Origin of the sequence: Paenibacillus sp. GCM10027630, assembly GCF_042676305.1 — a bacterium.
Classification (GTDB): domain Bacteria; phylum Bacillota; class Bacilli; order Paenibacillales; family NBRC-103111; genus Paenibacillus_S.
Map to the genome: position 1 here is coordinate 14,501 of NZ_JBHTGY010000018.1, position 17,103 is coordinate 31,603.

The 17,103-nt window shown below is 41.4% G+C and carries 14 protein-coding genes, 2 pseudogenes and 1 riboswitch; of the genes and pseudogenes, 3 read left to right on the forward strand and 13 right to left on the reverse strand.

What is annotated here, in order from left to right; all coding sequences use genetic code 11:
• Position 1: 1 nt before the first annotated feature.
• The 5 genes and pseudogenes from ACFQ0C_RS09795 to ACFQ0C_RS09815 all read right to left on the reverse strand — a co-directional run bounded on the left by ACFQ0C_RS09795 (position 2) and on the right by ACFQ0C_RS09815 (position 4,133).
• Positions 2 to 912 (reverse strand): annotated as a pseudogene (locus tag ACFQ0C_RS09795) (MBL fold metallo-hydrolase).
• A gap of 152 nt (positions 913 to 1,064) precedes the next feature.
• The gene (locus ACFQ0C_RS09800; RefSeq protein ID WP_379366260.1) at positions 1,065 to 2,495 is read right to left on the reverse strand and encodes an aldehyde dehydrogenase family protein; all 1,431 of its coding nucleotides are present in this window, start codon (positions 2,493 to 2,495) and stop codon (positions 1,065 to 1,067) included.
• 197 nt (positions 2,496 to 2,692) lie between these two features.
• Positions 2,693 to 3,106 carry a MerR family transcriptional regulator gene (locus ACFQ0C_RS09805; protein WP_379366262.1) on the reverse strand — a complete coding sequence of 138 codons (414 nt, stop codon included), beginning with the start codon at positions 3,104 to 3,106 and terminating at the stop codon, positions 2,693 to 2,695.
• Between the two features lie 92 nt (positions 3,107 to 3,198).
• Positions 3,199 to 3,387, reverse strand: a complete 189-nt coding sequence (locus tag ACFQ0C_RS09810) for a transposase (RefSeq protein WP_379366264.1) — start codon at positions 3,385 to 3,387, stop codon at positions 3,199 to 3,201.
• A 263-nt stretch (positions 3,388 to 3,650) separates the two neighbouring features.
• Entirely contained in the window at positions 3,651 to 4,133 is a 483-nt protein-coding gene (locus ACFQ0C_RS09815; protein WP_379366266.1) for a hypothetical protein, read from the reverse strand.
• A 1,039-nt stretch (positions 4,134 to 5,172) separates the two neighbouring features.
• On the opposite strand from ACFQ0C_RS09815, the gene ACFQ0C_RS09820 reads away from it, so the two are divergent.
• Positions 5,173 to 5,577, forward strand: a complete 405-nt coding sequence (locus ACFQ0C_RS09820) for a VOC family protein (RefSeq protein ID WP_379366268.1) — start codon at positions 5,173 to 5,175, stop codon at positions 5,575 to 5,577.
• A 1,046-nt stretch (positions 5,578 to 6,623) separates the two neighbouring features.
• On the forward strand, positions 6,624 to 7,238 hold the full coding sequence (locus tag ACFQ0C_RS09825) for a cysteine hydrolase family protein (protein ID WP_379366270.1): 615 nt from the start codon (positions 6,624 to 6,626) through the stop codon (positions 7,236 to 7,238).
• 333 nt (positions 7,239 to 7,571) lie between these two features.
• Here ACFQ0C_RS09825 and ACFQ0C_RS09830 read toward each other — a convergent pair whose 3' ends face one another.
• From ACFQ0C_RS09830 to ACFQ0C_RS09850, 5 genes and pseudogenes are all read right to left on the reverse strand, one after another.
• Positions 7,572 to 8,822: an ankyrin repeat domain-containing protein gene (locus ACFQ0C_RS09830; RefSeq protein ID WP_379366272.1), complete on the reverse strand. Its 1,251-nt coding sequence runs from the start codon at positions 8,820 to 8,822 to the stop codon at positions 7,572 to 7,574.
• A gap of 458 nt (positions 8,823 to 9,280) precedes the next feature.
• A complete protein-coding gene (locus ACFQ0C_RS09835; RefSeq protein ID WP_379366274.1) occupies positions 9,281 to 9,727 on the reverse strand; it encodes an aminoacyl-tRNA deacylase in 447 nt (148 codons plus the stop codon).
• A gap of 198 nt (positions 9,728 to 9,925) precedes the next feature.
• A complete protein-coding gene (locus tag ACFQ0C_RS09840; protein ID WP_379366276.1) occupies positions 9,926 to 10,558 on the reverse strand; it encodes a LysE family translocator in 633 nt (210 codons plus the stop codon).
• A gap of 389 nt (positions 10,559 to 10,947) precedes the next feature.
• Positions 10,948 to 11,313: a hypothetical protein gene (locus tag ACFQ0C_RS09845; RefSeq protein WP_379366278.1), complete on the reverse strand. Its 366-nt coding sequence runs from the start codon at positions 11,311 to 11,313 to the stop codon at positions 10,948 to 10,950.
• A 301-nt stretch (positions 11,314 to 11,614) separates the two neighbouring features.
• A pseudogene (locus tag ACFQ0C_RS09850) lies at positions 11,615 to 13,449 on the reverse strand (APC family permease).
• Positions 13,450 to 13,553: 104 nt separating this feature from the next.
• Positions 13,554 to 13,735, reverse strand: a riboswitch (cyclic di-AMP (ydaO/yuaA leader).
• 873 nt (positions 13,736 to 14,608) lie between these two features.
• On the opposite strand from ACFQ0C_RS09850, the gene ACFQ0C_RS09855 reads away from it, so the two are divergent.
• On the forward strand, positions 14,609 to 15,385 hold the full coding sequence (locus ACFQ0C_RS09855) for a lipase family protein (protein ID WP_379366280.1): 777 nt from the start codon (positions 14,609 to 14,611) through the stop codon (positions 15,383 to 15,385).
• Between the two features lie 140 nt (positions 15,386 to 15,525).
• On the opposite strand, the gene ACFQ0C_RS09860 is transcribed toward ACFQ0C_RS09855, so the two are convergent.
• The 3 genes from ACFQ0C_RS09860 to ACFQ0C_RS09870 form a co-directional block, all read right to left on the reverse strand.
• Positions 15,526 to 15,744: a helix-turn-helix domain-containing protein gene (locus tag ACFQ0C_RS09860; protein WP_379366282.1), complete on the reverse strand. Its 219-nt coding sequence runs from the start codon at positions 15,742 to 15,744 to the stop codon at positions 15,526 to 15,528.
• A gap of 10 nt (positions 15,745 to 15,754) precedes the next feature.
• The gene (locus tag ACFQ0C_RS09865) at positions 15,755 to 16,237 is read right to left on the reverse strand and encodes a DUF2975 domain-containing protein (protein WP_379366284.1); all 483 of its coding nucleotides are present in this window, start codon (positions 16,235 to 16,237) and stop codon (positions 15,755 to 15,757) included.
• 174 nt (positions 16,238 to 16,411) lie between these two features.
• Positions 16,412 to 16,951, reverse strand: a complete 540-nt coding sequence (locus ACFQ0C_RS09870) for a hypothetical protein (RefSeq protein ID WP_379366286.1) — start codon at positions 16,949 to 16,951, stop codon at positions 16,412 to 16,414.
• Positions 16,952 to 17,103 lie beyond the last annotated feature (152 nt).

Consider the following 17,103-nt stretch of genomic DNA (forward strand, 5'->3'; position numbering starts at 1 on the left):
GTTATTCCCACCAGTTTGCAGAAGGGTATTTCGTAGCTCCTATTGTTACAGTTTCTCCTATTCTAGGTGTCGCCAAAGCTGCATTCAGCTGCTCTGCCGCTAGTTTTGCCCGTTCAATAGGGTCTGTCCAACTGTGCAACGCTAACGTAAAAGCTCCCCAGTGTATAGGGATCATCAATTTACCTTGCACATCCAGGTTAACTTGCACCGACTCTTCAGGAGTCAAATGAATATTTGCCCACTTTTCATCTCCTTGAAATGCGGCCCGTATCCGCTGTCCCCGCTATAATATATTTTCATTTGATCACTAACAATGACCCAGGAGCTCCATAAGGTAGACATGCCGCTGCTTCCGCCCCGGCCAGAGAAATGCCTTGCCGGCGTGCTGATTAACGTTAGTCCTTCAACGGACTCCTTATCCCACCAATCAAGCTCTTTAATGAACTCAGGTTCGACTCCCCACTTCGTCAGATGACCGGCAACCCCCAAGGGAACTATAAACTGCTTTACCTTTCCTTTCAGCTTGCGAATCGATCCATAGTCCAGATGATCATAATGATCATGCGATATTATAACAGCGTCTATTTCAGGCAAATCCTGTATTTCTGCCGGCAGCTTGTCACTGTAACGTTTGGGACCAAAGAAAGGAACAGGAGAAGCATAATCGCTAAATACGGGGTCTATTAACAGCTTCACCCCATTTAATTTCAGCAATAGCGTGGAATGACCAAACCAGATCACTTGATCTTCTTTATTTTCCTTAAAAGCTTTCAAATCAAAAGAATCGACCGGTACGTTCCCCTTCGGCCTGCTGTTCGGAGTCCCTTTTATTGTTTTTATCAGCGCATCCGCGGTATCTTTTAAACTGTAATCCATCGGCGTTGGAATTTGATTGCGAAACTTCCCGTCGATAAACTGAGGGGAAGCCTGAATTCTTCTCTGACTTTCTGCCGAGCTTTTGCCGCCAAGCGGAGGATAATATTTCAGCATCAACAAGATGACTAAAGCTGCAATAACAACTAGAATTAATAATTTCATTCTGTTTATTCCCAACTTTCTCTTCATTACATAACGGAACTGTGACCCAGAATCGCCTTAGGCTCTAAATACTCTTCGATTCCGTACGTGCCGTGATCCCTGCCTATGCCTGAGCTTTTAAACCCTCCGAACGGTGCTTTCGGTTCGTCGTGTAAGCCGTTGACTGATATCCGTCCGGCCACGATTTGCTCAGCGACCCGATTGCCCCGCTCCGTGCTTCCGGAAAAGACGAATGCTTGCAAGCCATATGGTGTGTCGTTCGCGATTTCAATAGCCTCTTCTTCCGTCTTATAAGTAATAATCGATAGGACAGGACCAAATACTTCTTCTTGTGCAATAGTCATATCGTTCGTCACATTGGAAAAAACAGTCGGCTTTACATAGTAACCGTCTTCGAGCCCTTGAGGACTGCCTGCGCCACCAACAACCACTTCAGCTCCGTCATCGATCGCCTGGGTAATATAGTGCTGAACCCTTTCGAACTGCTTTTGATTCACCATTGGCCCAATAACAGAAGCTTCGTTCCAGAGGTCGCCAACTTTTAACGCCTCGACGGTTGCAGCCATTAAACGTTTGACCTCCTCTAGACGCGTTTCCGGAACGAGCACCCTAGTACCGGCAAGGCAAGCCTGACCGCTGTTGATGAATCCAGCCCTTACCGCAAGCGGAACGGCTTTCGTTAAATCGGCGTCATCCAAAATGACGGTAGGCGATTTCCCTCCAAGCTCGAGCGTAACCCTTTTTAAGTTAGCCGCCGCGCCTGCCGCGATTCGTTTTCCGATTGCTGTAGAGCCTGTAAACGTGATGCCGGTAACGTCCGGATGGCGAGTCAACTCTTCGCCGACTACTTCTCCCTTGCCGTTAACGATATTGATAACGCCAGCCGGGATATTCGCCGCATGGACGGCTTCCATAAATAGTTCCGTTTGCGCAGCGCTAAACTCGCTCGGTTTGACAACGACGGTGCAGCCCGCTGCAAGCGACGGCGCAATTTTATTGGCAAGATGCGTTGCATTGGCATTCCAAGGCGTAATGACTCCCACAACGCCAACCGGCTCCATTCGAACCTTTGCTGTGCCGGCTGCTCGTATAAAGGGATACGATTGGGCCGTTTCCTTCATAAGCGAAAAGGCGTTGATCGCAAGTTGTGTCAGCATTTTAGCCACTGTAACCGGCGCGCCGTATTCCGAAACAGTCGCCTCCGTCAATCTGTCGAATCGTTGCGATAGCGATTCATGCAGCCGCGAAAGCATTTCCATGCGTTCCTCAACGCTCGTTTTAGAGTACGTTTTGAATGCAGCCTTAGCTGCCTCTATTGCTTTGCGAGTGTCCTCAACGTTTCCGAGCACGACTTTGCTGGCTGGTTGCTTGTTTTCGGGATTGATCAGCTCCAGCTCTTCCGTACCCACCGGTTTGACAAATTGTCCATTTATATAAATCTTGTCGTACACATTCATTATTGTTTCCTCCCCATCCTTACAGATTATTTAGCGTAACTCATTTACATTGTAAACGTTAAAGTCCACTTTAAGTCAATAGCTTTACATAAAATTGGCGAAGCCCTGATCCATTATTTCTATCGATAGAAATAATGGATCAGGGCTTCGCTTATACAATTTCAAAGCAGAATTTCGCTCGTATTCACTAGAAATCTTCATTCGTTGGGCTCATCCAACTTATTAATATATTCGAGAAAGCTCTCTTCCGGGTTGCCATTCTGGATGTTATTATATACCTCCAGCTTTTGACTCACCGCTTCAAAAGCATCGTTCAGCACCTGCTGCTTTTTTACGATTTCAGCTTGATGCGCTTCCAATATGGCCCTTCTCTGCGCAATCGTCTTTTCTCCCTGCTTGGCAAGCTCAACAATTTCTCTTATCCCAGCTATGCTCATTCCCGTTGCACGAAAACAAGTCATTAATCGAATCCAGTCCAAATCCCTTTTATCAAACAGGCGGTTGCCGTTGTCATCCCTGCGAATATTCGGCAATAATCCTTCTTTATCATAAAATCGTATTGTATGTGCAGGGCAATTTAATTTTTCCGATGCTTCCTTTATTGTAAACAATTCGCTCTCTCCCCATTCCCAAGCGTCTATTTTTTAGAATATCATTCTCTTCCTTGAGATCTGCCAACTGTTATCGAACTTTACGTACCTCATCATCTTAAGGTAACTGCTGCCCGAAACGCACTGTCTCCGTCATGTTTATAAAATTTCACCCAGTCTCGGATTGTGGTGTAATGAACATCCAGTTCCTTAGCCGCATTCGCAAACGTTGTGTCTCCGGCTAATATTCGCAATACAACCTGTTCCTTAAATGCCTTATCAACCTTCTTGCGTTGCCTCATGATAAATCCCTCCACTTTTATTATAGAGGTTTTCTATGTGTCTATCTATTCGGGGCAGGGTCACACATTTCACAACCTCTCCCATTTCTTATGGATATTTATTATGATTAGACGTTGAGCATCAAGGACGGATGCTGAAAAGTTGTAATTTATACTTTTTATTAACATCATTTGCCCGTTACTTCAAGGCTGCCGATTCATGCTGGCAGCCTCGTCTTAGTTTCTTTTATTAAACAAACGTACCCGTTAGGTCAATGAAGACTTCAAAACGAGTTATTCCCACATGCCAGTGAGTTCCATGCCGCAATTTGGGAAATGGAACCGCCTTGCATCCCGGAAGGTGTTATTGCGCATATTTGTTTCGGCCTTGCACCTACTCCATACGTAATCACAGCTCTAACCTGCATAGGGCTTTCGTTCACCTCGAACACAAGATCCGCATGGCCCGTGCAATAGCAACCATCGTCATATTCGGCGCGAACGTTACTGAAGGATAGTAGTCGAACACCTTCTTCTTCAGCCAACTGCTTCCAAGCGCTTTCCTTGCTGCCCGCGGTCTTCTGCCCTTCCCAGCCAAACAGTTCCGCAGCTCTGTCATAGTTTTGCTCCTGGACTGCTTTCAGGAATGAAACGGTTTGCTTTTGTATACCTATTGGGTTCCAAAACAATGTTACTTTGTACAGCAAAAACATTATGCACAACAACAACCCCAAATAGCCTACCGATTTCACAAGTAGTTGATTCATCTCTGTCCTCCCTCCATTCTAAATAGTAGACGAAACGTATTGGGAAAGTGTTACGTTAATCTGACCAATAGCTTAATAAAAAAAAGAAACAGCTGCCGCGGCAGAACTGCTCCTTGTTTTGTTCAACTATCGTTTCCTGTTAGCTTAATCATCAAGCCCATAGAAATCTTTTACTTTAAGCCATGTCTCTTACCAAAAGCTTCTGGGTTTATATGGCATTCTAAGCTGAATTTGTTCACTGTTTTTGATTAAATAAACTGTACATTCATGTATTTCCAATATATCTCCAAATCTAATAATTATATCTAGGCAGTCGTTTCTATAATATTCTTCTCTTGAATCTGACTACTCTTCTTTGCTAACCGAAAGTCTTTTCTTCACTTCCCTATCTCTCCAGCATCATTGTCCCTTTGCTCATCATCATCTTTATGATGGTAATGTTCATGATAAATACCGTCCATCCCAACCAACTTTCCACTTTTCTTATAATAGTAAGCGAAATTGCGGTCTACTGGTAATTTAAGCAACTGATAATTTGAAGTCCTCAGTAGGCAATAAGTTCTTCAATAGCTTTTTCTTTAGATGTATAAATGGCAATTGGAAAGAAGTTAGGAAACCGCGTTGTCCCTTCAGAAACAAAAATCCCCCAAACAAAATCTAAAATCATTAAATCACCCAGTATCTGTTGTTTATATTATTTTACAGCATTTTGGTTTGTTTAAGTGATTATTTACAAAGAATTGTTGCAATTCAATATGACAATCAATGCTGCACACGTATCACTAATCACTGCAATCCATAATGTGAGCAGTTCTGAAAAGATAAGAATCAAGACATATCGTATACTGACGTATTCCGAAATCGAATTCGGGAGGAAGCCAAAAAAATTTTAAAACGCTACTGACATACTGTTGTCAGTAGCGTTTATTTATAATCGAAGTAAGTAACCGTAAAGGAGTGGGAGATAAATGCGAAGTATTTTGGCCCAAAATGATATGATACGGTATTGTATCATTTATTATAGGAAGGATGGTATCTCGTGAATTTTGCTTCTGTACGCATCATTACCGACGACGTGGATCGTCTCGTCGAATTCTATGAGAAAGTCATGGGTGTTTCGGCGGAACGCCCCGCGCCCGTCTTTGCCGAACTCGTTGTGCCATCGTGCACACTAGCGATCGGCCACTCTCAGACGGTGCAGCTGTTCGGCGCTGGTTCCGCAGTGGCGGCCGACAATCATACAGTCATCATCGAGTTCCGCGTCCACGATGTCGATGCCGAATACGAGCGCTTGAAGCCGCTTGTCGACCAGTGGGTAAAGGAACCAACCACGATGCCGTGGGGGAACCGTGCTGTGCTGTTTCGCGATCCCGACGGCAACCTGGTTAACCTCTTCGCGCCGGTGACCGAGGAAGCGATCAAACGGTTCAGCGGTAGGCGTTGACGGACAGTTGAAGTGAGTGAGGCGAATTTCATAGTTAGTAATTTTACTAACCGCTTCATAGAAAGAGACCATAGCAACGAGCTATGGTGTCTTCATTTTATCTTGGCTCTTCATTATTTATTGAGAAACGGATCTATTTCGCGCTCCTCTTTGTCTAAATATATTTTGTTATCGCCTTCCGCATAGCTCCAAAAAATATTTCTTTTAATCTCAAATAGCCTTCCCAGCCGGTAATGAAAGTGGTTATTGGAATTACTACGAACGTCCTCCTGGAGTTCTCTTTTTGGAGACTTATCCTCTATACTAAACGCCTCCTTTTTTGGGCGAGTATCTCCAACCATTTTATGCTGCTCATTATAGTATCCTGTCCGCTAGCTTAATACTCTGTCCAATTGATTGATTGCAGTGATTTGGCCATATACCCACGTTATGTAACGATTGTCGGGAATGAGATAATGTTCTTGTCAATTTTGGGAATGGGATAAAGTTCTTGTCACCCGACATGTGTGTCATCTGAATATCGAATGTATAACGCCTTCAAAGAAAGTACGATAAACTGCCGGTATAATAATAACCGGTATTAGGAATTATTCGAACAAAAATAATGAGGTTTTCTCAGAAGTTTCTGGGAAAGCCTCATTTAGTTATTTCCACCGTTCACATATTTTTATAGGTTATTAAGCTGCAGCATGATGAATTGTTGTTTGAACAGTAAAACCTTCTCTATTAGGAAGCATACTTGCCTGTTAACGTAACGAGGCTATCGATCTATGACGGCAGCCTGGCTATGTTTGAGAACTGAGACAGTAAAAATGGTAAATTAACCCATAGATCGACCGTTAACGACTTCTCTGTTCCAACAGGCCCGCTTAAATTCGGACCTTTGGAGACCGCCGCCTATCGGCTCAGCTGAGGGTCATACTGATTTGATACAGTAAAAGCCACTCTAGTTTCTCCACACAGCCGTCAAGTGCATAAAGTATGGTCAATTGACGAAACTTATAACGAAATGTACTTCCGACAGGAAAGTGAGGAATGTTGCCTTGATGACTAAAATCTACGATAAAGGAATTACGGGCTTATTATTGGTTGACCCCTATAATGATTTCTTATCACCGGAAGGTAAAGCTTATCCTCGTCACAAAGAAATATCGGAATCCGTAAACCTGCTCGAACATTTAAAAGCAATCGTTGATAGGGTTCGAAAAGTCGGCATCCGTGTTTTTTTTGTTCCCCATCACCGATCTGAACCGGATGATTTCGATACTTGGTTGTATCCAAATCCCAATCAGGTCAGAGCAAAAAAATCACAAATATTTGCAAAAGGTACTTGGGGTGGGGAATTTCATCCCGATTTTCAACCTCAAAAGGGCGACGTGATTATCAAAGAGCATTGGTCGAGCAGCGGATTTGCGAACACAGACTTGGATCATCAGCTGAAAATGCATGGCTTACAAAAGGTTATTATTATCGGTTTGTTAGCCAATACATGCATCGAAGCAACCGCACGCTTCGGCTCGGAGTTGGGTTACCATGTTACTCTGGTTAAAGATGCTACAGCGGCTTATAGTAAAGAAGCTATGCACTCGGCGCATGAAGTTAATGGGCCTACGTTTGCTCACATTATTATAACAACGGAAGAACTTCTTGCTCAACTGTGAGGTTGTTAATCTGACCGATATTATGTGTTGAACTAACCATGGCAAAGGATATATGTTCTTTGCCCAGTATCGGTAAAGGATGTAAGTTCTTTTCTTGCGGGACAAGAACTTACATTCATAAAATAATAAAACCGCGCAGCACGTGGATTTCTATAGATATACGTACTTGTCCTCTTACATTGAAATACAACAACGAAATTACTAGGGTATTTATGAGACATATGTATAAATGACACCTAGCAGAATCAAAAAAAACGACAAACAAAAGAGACATGATGTCACTCCAGCATGCCCCTCCTCTATATTTAGAATCCTTGCTCGTTTCCACTTCATTTACTTCTCTAAGAGTTTTAGAATTTCGGATCTTTTCTTCTCATCTACAATTTCCTTCGCTTTATCGAGCGGTGTGAGGCCACTATTGTCTTTCATTTCCTTATTAGCGCCTTTTTTCAACAACAATTGAATCACCTTAGTCACCTCTTCATTGCTTGCTAGAGCATGTTGATTAAAATCAACCGCATAGGAGAGCGGCGTATTCCCTTTCTCATCTACTGCATTGACATCCGCCTTCGCATCTATCAACAACTCGGTCATTTCGTAGACACCTTGGAGGGTGTCATATCCGAAAGGATTGACTGCTCTCATTAATGGAGTGGTACCGTTCCAATTACTTTTGGGCTTCTGATTAGGGTCTGCCCCGTGCTCGATCAGTATCCTCACAATTTGCAGATTTTGCGGCATGCTCATATCTACAGCCGCTAACAGCGGCGTTTCCCCCTCAAAACCAGCAGCATGCACATCAGCTTTGTTCGCGAGTAGCGACTTTACAATTTCTACGCTCTCATCGGTTAATCCCGAATGAGCGAAAGGATGAAGCGCTGAAAGCAGAGCCCCTCCACCTAGATTCGGATCCGCTCCCATAGCAAGCATCTTGTTGACTAACCCTAGTTTTTTTTTGCTTGCTACTTGCATGAGCGGGGTCATTCCATTGGCACTAACATTTACGTTGGCTTTGGCATCCAATAGATTTCCCGTTAAATCAATGGCTCGTTCCGCTGCATAATGCAGTGGCGTATACCCATTTGATTCATCTACCATATTGAGGTCAACTTTCTTCTGAATTAATAGATCAACTAAATCGGCAACGTGCGGCTTCCCTTGAAACATATGAGCAATTTTTAGAATTTGGAGAAAAATAGGGTTAAGATCCTCTGAAGCTATAGCATCTACGTATTTCTTTGTTTCTATTAAATCGCCATGTCCAGCTACATCAAATAATTGGAGAGCCGTCATTTCGACTCTTGTTTGTTTCTGCTCGGTCGGTGTCCCATACTTAATCGATATTTGCTGCTTCGTCTCGTCGTACTCGACTTGCCCTCTCATGCTTTCAGCAACGAACCGAATGGGCACATAAGCATGCCCGTTATAGTTCAAAACTGTGTATTCACTATCTACCTGTTTAGAGACACCATTAAATAAAAAGCTAACTTGAAACTTGATAGCTTGTATCGTATCTGATGCATATACAACCGTTGATAGGGTCAAACCGGCACCCAAAATCATTCCAATCACTAATTTTTTCAATGCGTACTACCCCCTTTAGATCTCATTTAGTTATACTAAAATTTCCAAACTTTGTTTCTTGTAGATAGGTAGTTTTATAAATGATACCTTGTTGTCGTGTTTTTAAAGTTAAACACATAATAACGCTCCAATAAAATAAAGTATGAAAATTTCCACTACATAGCAAATTATGACATTTTTAAAAAGTGGAAATTAGCTATTTTACTTAAATGGAATCAAAAAAAGAGCTGCTACAATGCAGCTTCTGCGTATCGCATCTCTAAGTGGATATAACTTTGTTGTAAATCTTAATTCTATACCTTTTTGGACTAATCAAATTTTCATATATTCCTACAGACTTGGGTTTCACTACTTGATGAGAGATATAATAGCCAGTTGTCTTATCAAAAAGCTCAAAACCTCTTAATCAAAGCAATATCTCCATTTAGCGATAAATCCTTTCATCAAACTCATCTTCTTTACCTTAAGTAACCAACTACATTATTTAATTTTTCTATATCTTGTGGTTGAATCTTCAAAGTCGTTTGCGATAACCCTGTACCACCGTAAACAAAAGGAAATCGATATAACTCTCTATCTAAAATTGTTGGGATACTTGGATTTATTAATGGCACATTACCAATCCTACAGCCAGTTACTTGTTCTACTTCTTTAGGCTTTGCCAATTTGATTTCTTGAATTTCTAATATCTCTTTCAACGAATCACATTCCACTCGACCATAATCTCCAGAAATTATCAACGAATAATAACCTTTATCGGTCTTCAGTATGAGTGTTGGGGCAGTTTGTCCAAGCTGAATACCAAAATAATCTGCACCTTCCTGTGCTGTGTTAATTGGTATGCTATGTTCAATGATCTCATATTCAATTTGCTCGTTATTTAAAATGGATATTAGTTCCTCCATATACTTCCCTCTTTCATACTGAAATTTGGCTACTTTCATACAAAACTATTCGTAAGCAATAGTCGATTTCCTTTTTATGGTACAAGCTTGATTACACTTTCCTACCAGTTAGTGTAGAACCACGGCAACGAAGAAAATAAGCGATGGATCGGTTCTATCGCCGCGATATCGTGTCCCGTTAGCTTAGCGAATGATTCGCTATTTGCGCTCAAAAACGAGACGAGCAGCAAGTCCTGTTAACACACTTGCCATCAACCAGCGTTGCAGCCTCAGCCACGTTGGGCGTGTGCCGAACCAATCGGCAATTCTACTAGCCGTAAGAACAATAAGCAGGTTTACCGTAAAACTGACGGTAATTTGTGTCAGACCTAAAGCTGCGCTTTGGAGCAGCACCGAACCACGGGTAGGATCCACAAATTGAGGCAATAGTGATACATATAAAAGAGCAATTTTGGGGTTTAGCAGATTTGTCATCAATCCCATTAAAAACAGCTTTTTCGGAGGATCAATGGAAAGACTTTGCTTAGGCGCAAAAATCGGAACGGCTCCCGGTTTGACTGCTTTCCAAGCAAGCCAAAGCAAGTAGATGGCCCCCGCCCATTTTACTAATACGTAAAGAAAGGGGACGGTTAGGAAGAGAGCTGAAAGACCGAACATGGTTGCTACAATGTAAATCAAGAACCCAAGAATAACGCCTAGAAGCGAAATCACCCCCGCTACGCGTCCTTGCAAAATGGAACGAGAAATCAGATAAATCATGTTAGGACCCGGAGAACAAACCATGCCGAGCGAAACTACTGCAAAAGCAATCAAAGTACCGGAAGTTACCAAAGTACATTACTCCTCTCAGGCTAGGCCGTAGAAGTGGCCTTAAACAATATGGGGAAGAATCTCAACATGACAGAACATTTCCTTCAGTGCTTTTTTCATTCCGATAATCGTCACCACTTTAACACGGCCGATTCCTTTCGTACCTACGTATCATAAATATACGCAACATTGAATTTTTATACAAATCTTTTTTTGAGTTTCTTTGCCACATAACTGCCCGTTACCACAACGCGGCTGCCAATCTATGCCGGCAGCCGCGTCGTGGTTGTTTATTGAACTATCGTTCTCCGTGAATTGAGTGGCTTAACAACTCCAGAATCAATTTAAAAAAGGCTTCAGTTAGTTTTTGTTAAAAAAGGTTTCTTCTAACGCTTCGTTTACAATATGAGTTATTTAGTGGAAAGATCGTCAATCGCTTGGACAGTTAGTTCCAACGCTTTAATTCTTCTTTCTAAAAGCGTTCTTTGGGGACTACCAACCTTTGACTTAGCATAACTGTTTTCAATGGATGGAAATAAACCAGTAATAACATTGCGAGCTTCTGCTAAATCTTCCTGTGTGTAATAATGGGGTCTTTGATTCCAAACGTTTTCTAGCATGGCTAAGCCGATGGAAACAGCTTTGAGTCGTTTCTTTACTAGGCTAGTATTTGCGCCATTTTGAGTCATCTGGGACAAGGCATTCTCGAGTTTACTAATTGTCGATTGTAAAGATTTTATTGATTCAAATTTATCTACATTTAATACATTTTCCATGTTAGTACTGTCCTTTCTTAGTTTCTGTATTATTTGTTTGATGAATTGTCATACCTCGAATAGGGCGGCTAGCGATCTCCGTTATCACAATCCACCTTTAACCAAATCTATGTTGAAGTAAATACAGGATTTGTGTCACTAGTCGACAATGAAGGGAGATTTGTGCATTTTCAAATCTCCCTTCATAAAAAATAAAAAGCCTGATTCCTCAAGCTTTTCTTCCATATGTTATGTAGGCACATTTGTGTCATTTTTCTATCAGATTGAGATGGATTTATAATTTCAGATGACTTAGTTGATTCTATTTCTTTAAATGATACGGTACAGTAGTTACAATTACATCTCTCCGATATAGCAAGTGTGTACGAATCAGTAAACTGGATGCAGGATATTATGCCAGCCTTTTTTAGGAATAAATTGCGGAATAATAACCGTAACCTGATAGCTCGACTCATTCGCTTTGCGTTGAACGGTATCAATAAACTTGGTCAGTGGCTGGATAATACTTCTGTAAGGAGAGTGGAGTGTCACCAGTCTCACATCAGGTTGCCACTTGTTCCACTTTTCTTCAAACGCCGCTTCATCCTCTCTTTCAAACGGGACGTACACTGCAATAATCTGGTGGGGTGAAAGGGATTTTGCATAGTTTAATGAGTACTCCACCACATGAGTAACTCCCGCCACAGGAAGAATGATTACATTTCCCTCAATCGGCACAGCAGGCTCACAGGTTGTAAGTCTCAATTGGTCGCTAACTGCTTCATAATGCTTTCTAATTCGATGAAAGAGATAAATGATTAAAGGCAAGAAAACTAATACAGACCAAACCTGTGAGAACTTGGTTAAAAAGAACATCATGGTGACGATAAAGCTGATCCCAGCACCTGTTGTGTTAATAATGAGTTTGGCAACCCAGCCTTTTGGTCTTTCACGAATCCATTTTACAACCATTCCTGTTTGGGAGAGGGTAAATGGGATAAACACACCTACAGCATAAAGCGGGATGAGTTGTTCCGTCCGTCCTTCAAAAACAATAATTAAGACGATTGAAAGAATCCCAAGAATAATGATCCCATTGGAGTATCCCAGCCGGTCCCCTCGAACCGTGAACATTCTAGGTATAAACTTATCTTTTGCAAGATTCACGGCAAGTAAGGGGAAAGCAGAATACCCGGTATTAGCAGCAAGGATTAAGATCAATGCCGTTGTTCCTTGAATGAAGAAGTACATAAAGTTCCTTCCGAACGTCTGTTCTGCTATTTGGGAGACAACTGTTACCTCGGATCTCGGAGAAATTCCATAATAATAAGCCAAGTATACAATTCCGGAAAATAACAAAGCCAATAAAGTACCCATCGCAATTAACGTTTTAGCAGCATTATTAGGAGCAGGGTTTTTAAAGTTCGGAATGGCATTCGAGATGGCCTCAACTCCTGTTAAAGCAGAACTACCTGAGGCAAAAGCTCTTAGAAGTAGAAACAAGCTAATTCCAACCACTGGTGTACCGATTGGTGTATGTAAAGCAGGTGAAACATGTCCCGTGAGGATGTTGTAAATACCCACGCTAATTAGAATAAATAAAGCTAAAACAAATAAATAAACCGGATAGGCTAATATAGAAGCAGACTCCGTTACGCCTCTTAAGTTCAAGATTGTAATAAACAAGACAAATATACTAGCAATGACTACATTATGAGCATGTAAACTAGGAAATGCAGACGTAATAGCATCCGTGCCGGCAGACACACTTACTGCTACCGTTAAGATGTAGTCTACCAACAAGGAGCCTCCGGCGATCAGCCCAGGATATATACCCAGATTTTCCTTCGATACCACATACTCCCCACCACCGTGAGGATAAGCGAAAATAATTTGCCGGTAAGATAAAATAAGAGCTAATAACAGAATTAATACTCCAAAGGCAATTGGCATGGAATACCAAAATGCTACGGCACTAACGGTTACTAAGACTAATAATATTTGCTCTGGGCCATAAGCAACTGAAGATAAGGCATCTGAAGAAAGGATGGCTAAAGCCTTAGTTTTATTAAGTTTTTGTTCCCCTAATTCATTTGATTTTAACGGTCGGCCAATTAAAAATCTCTTAGAGCAGATAACACTCGTGTTCACCACCATTTCACACCCAATTCCCGGGCTCTTTCTTTAAGATTGATAATTGTAAACAACAAAAAACACAGGTGCATGCAGCCCTGTGGTCACTAGGATCAGAAGCTTCACCCTCCACTCTCCATTTACGCTTACGAAGTTAGCTGTCGGATTCGGGCGTTGAGAGTCGCCCTACCAGGATTAATAATCCTTGGATTCACCCCAAGTGAGCAGACAACAGTTTTTACAACTGGCATCCCTACACCTGTTTGGTTCCCCCGCTTTTCATTTACTGAAAACTCAGCGATATTAGAATTGGAAACTGTATTTAGTTATAGATACAAGAATGAATACTACTCCTTTTGTCAGTGACTGTAAAATTTAAATATGGATTGAAAAAGGTGGATTATCTTGTATTTATCACATGTAAGCGATTACTTGGTGTTCAAGGTTCTATAAGCTCACTTTATCGCGTTCTTTCTTCAACTATCATAAATCTTTTAATAAAAAGGTTAACTATTTACTCAAGTTCTACAATTGTCGAACGCAGGCCCGATAGTTTTTTTAAATCCTTGATAATATCCAATGTTGTGTTAGTGAAGAAAAACAAATCATCTGCTTCTTTGGGATTTCGACAACTTATTTGAGGGAGAACAGACTCATAGCTCTCAAATATAAATGGACGTACTGAAGGAAGAAGTAGCTTCCTAAGTACGTCCATTGCTCTCTCGTTTTCCGTTAGTTAAGTGAGCTACACTTTTACTTTTGATACGATCAATTGGAGTTAAATTTCCCCAAAATCCACTTGTTTATAGAACGCGAAGCAAGACAATGTCTCTTTACCGCCGTCAGTATAGTAATTGATACGGGCCTCGGCGTTTTTAATGTTGCATAAACATATAGCGTGTTCGGCTATTTTATGGTGATGCTCGTATTGCAGTTCGGGGGCATTATTATGACGATGAGTACTTTTTTCTGGCTACTACTGGGGCAAAAAATCGGAATACGTGAACGACGTTTAATTATGGTCGACAATAATCAGTTCGGGTTGTTAAATAAATTCCTCCTCTGGAGCTGAGGGGACGGGTAGCGTGGTCTGGCTTGAATAAGTTAGGCATATGCCCGTGGACGTAAGCCCATCATTTTCATATACATACATAAAACATGTGTGAGCAGAAGAGGGAGATCTATGAGCAAGAATCTGTTTGATATCCAGACCGCCATTTTATTGTCCGCACTTTGCAGCCAAAGCTATCAACAGTTTGAAAGCGCCGATGGAACATTTGTTCTGCCGCGTCGTTATCAGTTGGTTACGGAATTTGAAGCCGCTTCATTTACAGGCAGAAAAGAACCGTTCGGCTTTATCGCCGAGGCAGCTGACCGGATCGTCCTGGTGTTTCGTGGAACGAATACCAAATCGGACTGGATATCCGATGCAATCGCCAGACAGAACGCGTTTCCCTATGTGAAGAACAGCGGCTCCGTGCACCAGGGGTTTCTCGGGATTTATGAATCGGCTCGGCAACCCGTCTTGTCAGCCTTACAGACTCTTTCCCGTCATAAGCCGCTTTATATTACAGGGCATAGCCTTGGCGGTGCGCTTGCCCATCTATGCGCCGTTGACACCGCAGTGAATAGCGGCTTCAGCGATCCTATCGTTTATACGTATGCTTCACCTCGTGTGGGGAACGCTGAATTTTCCAGCACCTTCAACCAAATATTCGACCGGCATCGAATTCACAACCCGTTCGATCTCGTTCCGCAGCTGCCGCCTATTCTCTATAAATCTCCGAAAACAGGCCAAACCTACACCTACTTACACGCCAAAAAAAGCCGTGAGCTGCCTTTCCAAAAGGGCTCTGTCGCCGCCAATCACGAAATTGCCAACTACTTCACCGAGCTTTCGCTGCAGGATCCCACTTATGCGCAGCTGCTGTGCACGGGCAATCCCGGGTTGTGTCCATAACTCCAAACCGATGTTCTTGTCACCCGACTACACATTATTACTAGAACAGGGAGCTCGCCTGGTCGTTCCTGAAGCTGTTAGCCCTTCCGGAGGCGGCCCTCCTAACTCCCTGAACTCTCGTGTCCCGTTCGTTGTCTGTTTTATTGAGTGTCTTTGTCACTTTTGTATTCCAAAATATCGCCTGGCTGACAATCCAAAGTCTTACATATCGCTTCTAATGTTGAAAAACGAACAGCTTTTGCTTTCCCATTTTTCAGAATGGAAAGATTCGCCATAGTAATTCCAACCCTCTCCGCAAGCTCCGTTACGCTCATTTTTCGCTTTGCTAACATCACATCAATATTGATGATAATCGCCATGTTATTCACCTCAGATCGTTAAATCATTTTCTGATTTTATATTAATAGCTTCTTGTAAAAGTCTTTGAAGAACAGCAGCAAAAACGGCGATCACCATAGAGGCGAAAATAATGATCAATCCCATTGGAATGAAACTTGGAGGGTCAACTCTCTTCCCCATGAGATAGTAGAGTGGCATACCTAGCAGGTACAAGGTACTGATTGTGATGGCACAGTATTTTATATTCTTTAAAGCCCTTACAGATAATTCCGAGAACGCTTGGTTCTTATCAATATAGCTCAAAAGTTTAAAAGCTTGATACAGAGCAAAGTAAAAAGGTATCGCTGCCGCGTACATATCGATTAAAACGAGAGATTTCATGTAAGCGATATCTGGGTACAATTCTCCAGCAAAATTCCCGATCTTAGGCACTAAAAATATGCAAAAAGCAAGAATTGGGATTCCAATAAAAATAACAGCCATCTTCAAAAAGAGTGTTGTTCCCCGTTTCATTAAGAGCACCTCGCTAATTTAATATAAAATGACTTTAACAGAAAATATATTGTTTTACAATAAATTAATATCGTTATTTATTAAATTGTTATTGTTAATGGAATATCCTTTTTATTTTAAGCAAAAAAATAAAAGCATTTCTCATTACGAAGAAATGCTCTTACTTTAAAATGATTACTTTAAACTTAACTTATTTAATATCTCTATAAATTGACTTTTAGTTTCAGGCTCCTTATCATTTTTTGTGAAGTTTAACATATAAATAGCCTTTCCTTTTATAGGTAAAGATGCATAATAAGTATCATGTGTTCCTGCACTACCTGAGGCAGCAGTACCATTGTCGGAATCTAATGTAATTAATCCAGATTTACCCAAAGGCAGATCAATATATTCATTATTAGTTACGCTACTATGATTAGGCATTTGGGTTAGAAAATTAAAGTTATCCATGTAGTTAATTGCACTAACTGTTCCTCTATTCTCGCCATTTTCATCTAAAAATTTATATACAACATTTTCACTTTTATCAAGCTTCCAATCTTTAGGTAACACAATATTCAACAATGCCAAACTATCTTGATTGTTTACAATCTCGTTAGTAGATTTTCCATTCACTTTAGTTATTGATCCCTTAGGTAATTGCGAATTAGGATTAGAACACGCAGAAATCATGAAAACTAATGCGATAAAAACAATAACAATAAATCTATTCACATTTCACAACCTCTCCCATTTCTTTATGACCATTTTATTATGATTAGACGTTGAGCATCAAGGAAGGTTGCTGAAATGCCAATAAAAAAGCACCCACGATGGAGTGCTTCTGCTTATTATATCTTCTCACTGTACCAGCTGCCGGTCATTGG